At 54.3% G+C, this 8,813-nt stretch carries 8 protein-coding genes; 4 read left to right on the forward strand and 4 right to left on the reverse strand.

What is annotated here, in order from left to right; translation table 11 throughout:
• Positions 1 to 477 precede the first annotated feature (477 nt).
• Together Q8W32_RS16340 and Q8W32_RS16345 are read left to right on the forward strand one after the other, a co-directional pair.
• Positions 478 to 1,419: a LysR family transcriptional regulator gene (locus Q8W32_RS16340; RefSeq protein WP_305415655.1), complete on the forward strand. Its 942-nt coding sequence runs from the start codon at positions 478 to 480 to the stop codon at positions 1,417 to 1,419.
• Positions 1,420 to 1,591: 172 nt separating this feature from the next.
• Complete coding sequence (locus tag Q8W32_RS16345; RefSeq protein WP_305415656.1) at positions 1,592 to 3,100, forward strand: aldehyde dehydrogenase; 1,509 nt, start codon at positions 1,592 to 1,594, stop codon at positions 3,098 to 3,100.
• A 121-nt stretch (positions 3,101 to 3,221) separates the two neighbouring features.
• Here Q8W32_RS16345 and Q8W32_RS16350 read toward each other — a convergent pair whose 3' ends face one another.
• The 3 genes from Q8W32_RS16350 to Q8W32_RS16360 form a co-directional block, all read right to left on the reverse strand.
• Entirely contained in the window at positions 3,222 to 4,103 is an 882-nt protein-coding gene (locus tag Q8W32_RS16350; RefSeq protein WP_303433613.1) for an amidohydrolase family protein, read from the reverse strand.
• Positions 4,104 to 4,338: 235 nt separating this feature from the next.
• Entirely contained in the window at positions 4,339 to 4,803 is a 465-nt protein-coding gene (locus tag Q8W32_RS16355; protein WP_305415659.1) for a hypothetical protein, read from the reverse strand.
• 7 nt (positions 4,804 to 4,810) lie between these two features.
• Positions 4,811 to 5,224 carry a cytochrome c gene (locus tag Q8W32_RS16360; protein WP_305415661.1) on the reverse strand — a complete coding sequence of 138 codons (414 nt, stop codon included), beginning with the start codon at positions 5,222 to 5,224 and terminating at the stop codon, positions 4,811 to 4,813.
• A gap of 106 nt (positions 5,225 to 5,330) precedes the next feature.
• Between Q8W32_RS16360 and Q8W32_RS16365 the strand changes: the two genes are divergently transcribed.
• Together Q8W32_RS16365 and Q8W32_RS16370 are read left to right on the forward strand one after the other, a co-directional pair.
• Entirely contained in the window at positions 5,331 to 5,954 is a 624-nt protein-coding gene (locus Q8W32_RS16365; protein ID WP_305415663.1) for a cytochrome b/b6 domain-containing protein, read from the forward strand.
• Entirely contained in the window at positions 5,951 to 6,394 is a 444-nt protein-coding gene (locus Q8W32_RS16370) for a MarR family winged helix-turn-helix transcriptional regulator (RefSeq protein ID WP_305415664.1), read from the forward strand. Before Q8W32_RS16365 ends, Q8W32_RS16370 begins: the two co-directional genes overlap by 4 nt.
• 141 nt (positions 6,395 to 6,535) lie before the next feature.
• Here Q8W32_RS16370 and Q8W32_RS16375 read toward each other — a convergent pair whose 3' ends face one another.
• Positions 6,536 to 8,710, reverse strand: coding sequence for a glutamine synthetase III (locus Q8W32_RS16375; protein WP_305415665.1), 2,175 nt, complete (start codon positions 8,708 to 8,710; stop codon positions 6,536 to 6,538).
• Positions 8,711 to 8,813: the final 103 nt, after the last annotated feature.

Here is an 8,813-nt window from a genome sequence, read left to right on the forward strand (position 1 = left end):
ACCCGTCAGGCCTGCAAGTCGGCTTCGTGATTCGAAACCATCCGGTAGCCCAGAGTGAGCACCGGATTAAATAGATATCCCCTAATCCATAAACCCTGTCAGGGGCCACAACACAACCGGTAACATCATGCGGCCACACAACACTGACAGGCCAAGTAAACGATATAACGGTGTATTAACAACCATGTTGATATCCGCTGGCATCATGCCTTGCCGTCAGAACAGAAGCATTCAAGGTATCCAATCTGTGACATCAACAGCGGTGGACTGTACTCTCATCAGTCTGTAGACGTTACTGAATAGCGAATAATCCACATTGCCAGATTCCGTAACACCAGCGTTGCAGGCTTGCTTGCCACCGTAACAAGACCTGACGACACAATGCATCAAACCCACCATGATAATGATGTAAATACGCCTGACATTCTGCTGCCAGGTACCGTACTGACCATACCGACGCAGAGGCACACTTTTGTAATGGCCATCAAACACGCCCTGGGCCAGCTGGGGGATTATGAAATCAGACAACTCAAGGTATTCAAGGCCGTTGCCGACTGCGGCGGCTTCAGTGCTGCCGAAACCCTACTGAATATCAGCCGCCCAACCATCAGCATTCACATTGCCAATCTGGAATCACGACTGAATCTGATCTTGTGTCGCCGGGGGCGAGGGGGATTCGCCCTGACCAAAGAAGGCGAAGTGATCTACCAGCAAACACAACAACTACTCGATGCGCTGGAAGGCTTCCGCAACACCATCAACAACCTCAGTTCGACGCCATCGGGCAAGTTGCGTGTGGCACTGAGTGATTCTTTTGCCAACGACCCTCGCTGCCAGTTCACCGCCATCATCAACCACTACGCCCACCAGGCACCCGCGGTCGAAGTAACGGTGGACGTCTCACATATGATCGAGATGGAACGCAAGGTACTCAACGATGAACTGGATCTGGCCTTTATTCCCTATCACCGGCAACTGGAAGGGCTGGATTATATCCACCTGTTCAGCGACCGCTGCTACCTCTACTGCGGCGCCAGCCACCCGCTGTTTCATCAGGATGACAGCCATATCAGTAACACACAGATCAACGCCATTCCGCTGGTTCATGCCGGACTGCAACCCCATGAAGAGGTGTATCAACAAATCGCTGCCATGAACCTTGCCGCGGTTTCCTATCATTACGAAACCCGCGTCGCCCTGATACGGTCCGGTATCTATGCGTCGTTTCTACCCGAAAATATTGCCGCCCCCTACGTACAGGACCGGCAACTACGCGCCATATGCCCACAGACCCGGCATTATTCCCTCGGCGCAGCCGTGATCAGCAAACGCACCAGCCAGCCGAACCGCGCACGCACTCTGTTTATCCAGACAGTGCAATCCTTGCATCAACAGGGTAAACCGGATGCGCCCTACTGACTATGCATCTTACCAAGACGCCCTGCCAAGATGTACGCTGCCACGATGCGCCCTGCCAAAGAATAAAGACAGCAGCCAACCTGAACACCTAAAACTACCCATCAGGATATATACCTCTGGCATGCTGTAGCCCGCACAATAGGGTCTGTTTTTATGATCCGGAGACTGTGCCATGAGCGAGAACCTGACAAGCCCGACCTGCTGTGCCGACTGGACCGCCAAAGCCAGCGAGATCACAATCCCGGCGTACGCCTGGGTCAATGGCAAACCAGCGGCCGCGCTCAGCGGCGCGACTCAGCCCTGTTTCAACCCGGCGACCGGTACCATACTGGCCGAGCTGCCGGATAACGCCCCGGAAGATGCCGATGCCGCCGTTCGCATCGCTCGCCAAGCCTTTAACAGTGGCGCCTGGTCTGCCATGGCTCCCAGCGATCGCAAACGCATCATGGTGCGTTGGGCAGACTTGATTGAACAGCACCGGGAAGAAATCGCGCTGCTGGAAACCCTCGATGTCGGCAAACCCATCAGCGACACCCTGAACATCGATGTACCCGGCGCGGTAAATACCATCCGCTGGACAGCAGAAGCCATCGACAAGGTATACGGCGAAATCGCCCCTACCGCGCCTGGCACTCTGGCGCTGGTACAGCGTTTACCTCTGGGAGTAGTGCTGGCGATTGTGCCGTGGAATTTCCCGCTCTCGACCACCGCCTGGAAACTGGCCCCGGCATTGGCTGCCGGCAACTCGGTGATTCTCAAACCCGACCCCAAAACCCCGCTGACAGCCCTGAAGCTGGCGCAACTGGCGACGGAAGCCGGTTTGCCCGACGGCGTACTCAATGTATTGCCCGGCGATGGCATCAACCTTGGCAAACACCTGTCCTTGCATCCGGATATCGATGGCCAGACATTCACCGGCAGCACCGCCGTTGGCAAACTGCTGATGCAGTACGCTGGCCAAAGCAACCTGAAACGCACCTTTCTGGAATTGGGTGGCAAAAGCGCCAACATCGTCTTTGCCGATGCCGACCTCGACAAAGCCGCGTTATGGGCTGCCGTCGCCGGATTTTACAACTGCGGCCAGACCTGCACCGCCGGGACACGCTTGCTGATCCAGCAATCGATCTACGATGACTTTATCGAACGGATGATGGCACACAGCCAGAGCTGGACTCCGGGCAACCCTCTCGACCCCGACACCCGCATGGGTGCCGTCATCGACCAGAACCAGATCAACACCATCCAGCAATACATTCAGATTGGCCAGCAAGAAGGCGCACGGCTGGTACTGGGAGGCGAGTCCGCCACCAACACCGGCCTGGGTGGCTGCTTCCATCAAGCGACCCTGTTTGCCGATGTCGACAACCGCATGACCATTGCCCAGGAAGAAATCTTTGGCCCAGTAGTATCGGCTATCCCCTTTAGCGATGCCGCTGACGCCATCCGTATCGCCAACGACTCCCGCTATGGTCTGGCCGGTGCCGTCTGGAGTCAGAACATCAGCACCGCGCTCACGGTTGCCAACGGTGTCCGTACCGGCACCATGGGAGTGAACAACTACTTTGGTGGCGATATTACCGTGCCCTTCGGTGGCTTTGGTGAATCCGGCAATGGCCGCGATAAATCCCTGCACGCCCTGAATGACTACAGCGAACTAAAAACCACCTGGATCGAGTACTGATGCTTATCGCGATCACGTCTGGCTGAGCGCCAATAACCGTACTCGCCATAACATCCCTCCGATAACATCCCTCCTGTGGCATACAGAGCCTGTATGACATGCGAGGGGCCATCCCGGCTCGCTACTTCATATAACCCAGCAGCCTGGCGGCATTTTCTTTCATGATCAGCGGCCGCACTTCTTCCTTGATATCAAGCTTCTCAAAATCCCGAATCCAGCGATCAGGCGTAATGACCGGCCAATCAGAGCCAAACAGCATCTTGTGCTTCAGGATACTGTTGGCGTATTGAACAAAGATGGGCTGAAAATACTTCGGCGACCAACCCGACATATCAATGTACACATTCGGCTTATGAGTCGCGACAGATAACTGCTCGTCCAGCCAGGGGAATGCCGGATGCGCTGCCACAATGGGCATATCCGGAAAATCCGCCGCCACATCATCCAGCAACATCGGGTTGGAGTACTTCAGCCGCATATTCATACCACCACGAGCACCGGCTCCGACCCCGGTCTGACCGGTGTGAAACAGTGCCACGGCACCTTCTTCCGCAATGGCTTCATACAGCACATAGGCCGAACGGTCGTTAGGATAAAAACCCTGCATCGTGGGATGAAATTTAAACCCCTTCACACCAAACTCACGCACCAGTCGGCGAGCCTCCCGTGCTCCCATACGGCCCTTGGCCGGGTCGATTGATGCAAAGGGAATCAGGATATCGCTGTTTTCCGCACAAATCGCCGCGACTTCTTCATTGTCGTAACGCTTGAAGCCAGTCTCACGCTCAGCATCCACCGGAAAAATCACCGCTGCGATTTTTTTATCACGGTAATAATCAGCCGTATCCTGCACCGTTGGCATCATATTGTGGCCAGCCGGATTCTTGAAGTACTTGGCGAAGTCTTCCTGAAACTGATAGTAGCCATCATCCCGGTCACAGCTGCAGGGCTCTTCTGCATGGGTATGGAAGTCGATAGCAATAATGTCGTCGATGTTCATCATGGTGTCCCCTGTTATCCAATCTCGGGTGATATTGTTGTTATATGCACCGGTAGCGCGGTTACAGCGAAGCCAGGTTCGGCTTCGCTGTAACCTGCCGGATACTCTACACACTCAACAACAGAAGAACCACAACTGTTTAACACACAAACAATTATTTTCTACTACGAAAAAAGCCGTCAGCAACGGTATGGTCACTTTCAATACTCCGGAAAACCCTGCTCCGGCACAGCCCAAGTCAGCCTGAACCCTCGGCCGCCATCGGCTTTTGGGTGGCTGTCGAGAGCCTTAAACCATCGCGGATATTGAACCCCATCAAGGTCAGGTTCACCGCTCCGGCCAACAGCTCCAGCGCCTGTACGGTATAGAAAGTGCTGCCAAAATCCCCTGCCGCAGCCAGTGAGCGCAAGTAAATCGCTGCTGGGATCAGGATAAAAACACCATTCAGTGCCACAAACCGCATGCGCTTTTTCTTGCGGCCAATCAGTCCACTGCTGCGGGTTCCAGCCAGTTTGGCCCCACTGATACCAGTCACAGCCATCGCCAGTACCAGTAACCAGATCGCGTAAAAAATGGCATTTTTAACCTGATAAATAAGATCCGGATCGCCGATCAGTTCGACCACAATCGTGCTGCCCCAAAAAGTAACGATCAGAGCCATGGCCAGTCTGGCAAACCAGATATGTGCTTGTTGAAGTTTCATAATCACCTCACCATAAAGAACGATATTTGCGATGGCAGGAACGACAGGCCGATGATATCTGGTCCAACGCATCCTCATTGGATACCTCTGCCACTGCCGCAGCAGCGATGTCTCGATACGCCATTTGCCAGCTCATCATATCCCGCTCGAATGCATCCCAATGCCGCCACACCGCTTTCCGGCTTCTACCCTCTCCCGAGGACTCTGGCGGGAACAGCGTCAGTAACCGCTGTATCTGTTGATCCAGCTTCAGCGCCGTGGTTTCGACTTCAGACCAGTGTTCGTCATCCACCGATTGCTCCAGATAGTCCGTCTGCTCTTCAATCTCTTCAAACAGTTGCTGGCGCTGCTCCACCGCAGGGTGCTCGGCATAAGTAGCAGCAGATGCAGCCAGCAATAACAATACGATCAGGTGTTTCATAAGTGAGTCCTCGTGGTTTGCCTATGACGTGACTTATGTTATTTTGCAAATGCAACTATTGCAATAGCAACTGTTAGAACAGGAACTACCAGGGAGGTCATCCTTTATGCGAATCTGGGATTTGCCCGTGCGTCTCTATCATTGGTTACAGGCGGGTCTGGTCATCACCTTGCTGATCACCGGCTGGACTGGCAGAGGCTCAGCCGGGCTGCACCAACTGGCGGGCTACGCCTTATTGATCTTGTGGCTCTGGCGAGTCCAATGGGGTTTATGGGGTAGCAGCAACACACGTTTCGGCCAGTTAATCAGCACCATTCAACGCTTGCCTGGCTACCTGCAAGGACGAGCCAGCAGCATACCGGGGCACAACCCTATGGGTGCCATCATGGTGCTGGCCTTACTGCTGTTACTGGCTGGCCAGATAATTTCTGGGCTGGTCGGCTCAGAGCTATTCAACGCCGACGCCAGCAGAACCGCCGCTCGCTGGGCGATATTCATCCACACACAATTGGCGATACTGATCACCATTGCCGTGAGTTTGCATGTGCTGGCTGTGTGCTGGCATGAATACAAAGGTGAACGCCTGACTCAGGCAATGATCACCGGCATCCGCGATATCCGTGGACAACCACCGCGTTTGCAGAGCAAGCGCCTTGCCGCCGGGTTACTATTCATCAGTATCAGTATGTCCGTTGGCTACCTGGCCATTTCGATGAGAGTGTTTATATGACAAGTTATGCAGAAGACCTGATCCTGCCCAGACACAACAGCCTGGGCTGGCTAATCGCCGTTTTGGGCAAACAACTGGCCGAGGATCTGGATCAACGGTTAAAAACCATGGGACTCAATATTGGTGTATGGCCCACTCTGTTTGCCCTGTGGGAAGAAGAAGGACTGACCCAGACCGAACTGGCCGAACGTTGCATGACCGCGCACTACACCACCACCCGCACCCTCGATACCCTGGAAAAAATGGCATTGGTTGAACGTCGCCCGCACCCGACCAGTCGCCGGGCCTTGCAAATTTACCTCACCCAACAAGGCAAGGAACTCCGCCACTCGGTACTGCAACAGGCCATTGCCTGCAACAAACAGTATCTGGACCGGCTCAGCCAGGAAGAAGCACAAACACTGATCCAATTGCTCAACAAAGCCGCAGGCACGCGATAGCCCACAGTCGATCTCCCCGGCGGCCAATACACAACCACCGGCCACAAAAAAGCCCCTGGTGAGTGATCACCAGAGGCCTGGGTTTGCTTTATGTTTCCGGCGCTACATCTGGATACCGCCGTTTAAAGCAACTGACTGCGATTAACGCATAAACAGCATTTCGCTGTATTTCGGTAATGGCCAAATGTCGTCGGCAACCAGAGTTTCCAACGTATCCGCAAAGCCACGGACTTCCAGCATCAGGCTACAAATCGTATCAGCACAGAACTTCATGTGCGCTTCGGTAGAGTCGAAGTCATGAGTTGCCATGGCGGTTTCCAGCTTGGCCACGGCAGCCATCATGCCATTAAGGTTTTCGCCGACAGTCGTCGCCAAAGAAGCGTCCAGTGCAATCGACAGCTCAGCTGCCCCGGCAATCGCATCCGTCAGGCTCGACAGGTAGCTGACTGCGGCTGGATAAATAATGGTAGTCGCCATATTGACCACCAGTTTGGCTTCCACCTCAATCGACAGCACGTACTGCTCGGCATACACCTCATAGCGGCTTTCCAGCTCGACAGGGGTCAGCACACCGGTTGAATCAAACAGATCGATCACCGTCTGATCCAGGAAGGCAGGCAAGGCGTCAGCCGTGGTCGGGATGTTTTTCAGACCACGCTCTTCAACCGCCATGGTATGCCATTCGCTGGAATAACCATCACCACCGAAGATGACATTGCTGTGCAGCTCCATCAGCTCTTTCAGCACGATAATAACGGCTTCGGTCTTGTCACTGGTGGTTTCCAGTGCCGTTTCCAGTTTGGTCGCAATCCAGCCCAAGGAATCCGCCAGCATGGTGTTCATCGCCACCAGAGGTCCGGAGACCGACTGTGAAGAACCCACCGCACGGAATTCAAAACGGTTACCGGTAAAGGCAAACGGTGAGGTACGGTTACGGTCACCGGGATCACGCTCAAACTTGAGGATTTGATCCAGACCCAAATCCATCAAACCGCCATCGGCGGTTTCATTGATCGCGCCGTCCTTGATATCCATGAACAGTTTTTCCAACTGATCACCCAGATAAACCGACAAGATTGCCGGAGGCGCTTCGTTCGCACCCAGACGATGGTCGTTGGCTGCCGACGCAATCGCAGCACGCAGCAACGGGCCATAAACGTGAACACCACGAATCACCGCACCACAGAACAGCAGGAAGTTGAGGTTTTTGTCCGGCGTATCACCCGGGTCCAGCAGGTTGCCCTGCGTGGCGTTACCCACCGACCAGTTAACGTGCTTACCAGAACCATTCACCCCGGCAAACGGTTTTTCATGCAGCAAACACATAAAGCCATGTTGCTTGGCAGTCAGTTTCATCAACGTCATCAGCAGTTGCTGGTGATCGGATGCGACGTTAGCCGCTTCAAAATACGGTGCAATCTCGAACTGGCCAGGAGCCACTTCGTTATGGTGCGTTTTGGCCGGAATACCAAGGCGATACAGCTTGTCCTCAAAATCCTGCATAAACACCTGAACACGCTCAGGAATGGCACCAAAATAATGGTCATCAAACTCCTGACCCTTGGCCGATGGCGCACCAAACAGGGTACGACCCGCCAACAGCAAATCCGGACGAGCCGCCGCCAGTGCAGAGTCCACCAGGAAGTATTCTTGCTCCGCACCACAGCTGGAGTTCAGCGTCGCGATTTCGGCTTCGCCCATCAGCGCCAGAACTTTTTGTCCGGCCTTGTTCATGGCAGCGTTGGAGCGTAACAGCGGAATTTTTTTATCCAGCGCTTCACCGGTCCACGACATAAAGACACTCGGGATCATCAGCGTCGCGCCGTTGTCCGTGTGCATGATGTAAGCAGGGCTGGTCGGATCCCAGGCGGTATAACCACGGGCCGCATTGGTCATCCGCAAGCTGCCGTTAGGGAATGAGGAGCCATCCGGCTCACCCTTGATCAGCAGGCTACCGGTAAACTCGGTGATCGCCCCGCCATCAGAATTGGTAACAATAAAGCCATCGTGCTTCTCAGCCGTGGCATTGGTCATTGGGTAGAAAATATGGGAGAAAAACTTCACCCCTTTACCAATGGCCCAGTCTTTCATCGCAGCCGCGACAACATCAGCGGTGGCAGGATCGAGTGCCGCACCGGTCTGCACGGTTTTTTTCATCGCCTTGAAGGCATTTTTGGACAGGACTTCTTCCATCGTCGCCATATTAAAGACGTCGGTTGCCCAGATACGGCTCAACGGCTCAGGCTTTTCCACAGCAGCAGGCTGACGATTCACAATGTCACTGATCGCCATCAGACGCGTCTGGTTTCCACTCATATTATTCTCCTGGGTTCCAATTATCATTAGGGGACATCTATTTAATCCGGTGCTCACTCTGGGCTACCGGATGGTTTCGAATCACGAAGCCGACTTGCAGGCC

The organism is Oceanobacter sp. 3_MG-2023 (assembly GCF_030688925.1).
Taxonomy (GTDB): domain Bacteria; phylum Pseudomonadota; class Gammaproteobacteria; order Pseudomonadales; family Oceanobacteraceae; genus Oceanobacter.

Excerpts from the sequence above, each read along its gene's own strand:
- Q8W32_RS16360 (WP_305415661.1), bottom strand. The coding sequence starts at position 5,224 with ATGAAACACCTGATCGTATTGTTATTGCTGGCTGCATCTGCTGCTACT.
- Q8W32_RS16355 (WP_305415659.1), bottom strand. The coding sequence starts at position 4,803 with ATGAAACTTCAACAAGCACATATCTGGTTTGCCAGACTGGCCATGGCT.
- Q8W32_RS16340 (WP_305415655.1), top strand. The coding sequence starts at position 478 with ATGGCCATCAAACACGCCCTGGGCCAGCTGGGGGATTATGAAATCAGA.
- Q8W32_RS16370 (WP_305415664.1), top strand. The coding sequence starts at position 5,951 with ATGACAAGTTATGCAGAAGACCTGATCCTGCCCAGACACAACAGCCTG.
- Q8W32_RS16365 (WP_305415663.1), top strand. The coding sequence starts at position 5,331 with ATGCGAATCTGGGATTTGCCCGTGCGTCTCTATCATTGGTTACAGGCG.
- Q8W32_RS16350 (WP_303433613.1), bottom strand. The coding sequence starts at position 4,103 with ATGATGAACATCGACGACATTATTGCTATCGACTTCCATACCCATGCA.
- Q8W32_RS16375 (WP_305415665.1), bottom strand. The coding sequence starts at position 8,710 with ATGAGTGGAAACCAGACGCGTCTGATGGCGATCAGTGACATTGTGAAT.
- Q8W32_RS16345 (WP_305415656.1), top strand. The coding sequence starts at position 1,592 with ATGAGCGAGAACCTGACAAGCCCGACCTGCTGTGCCGACTGGACCGCC.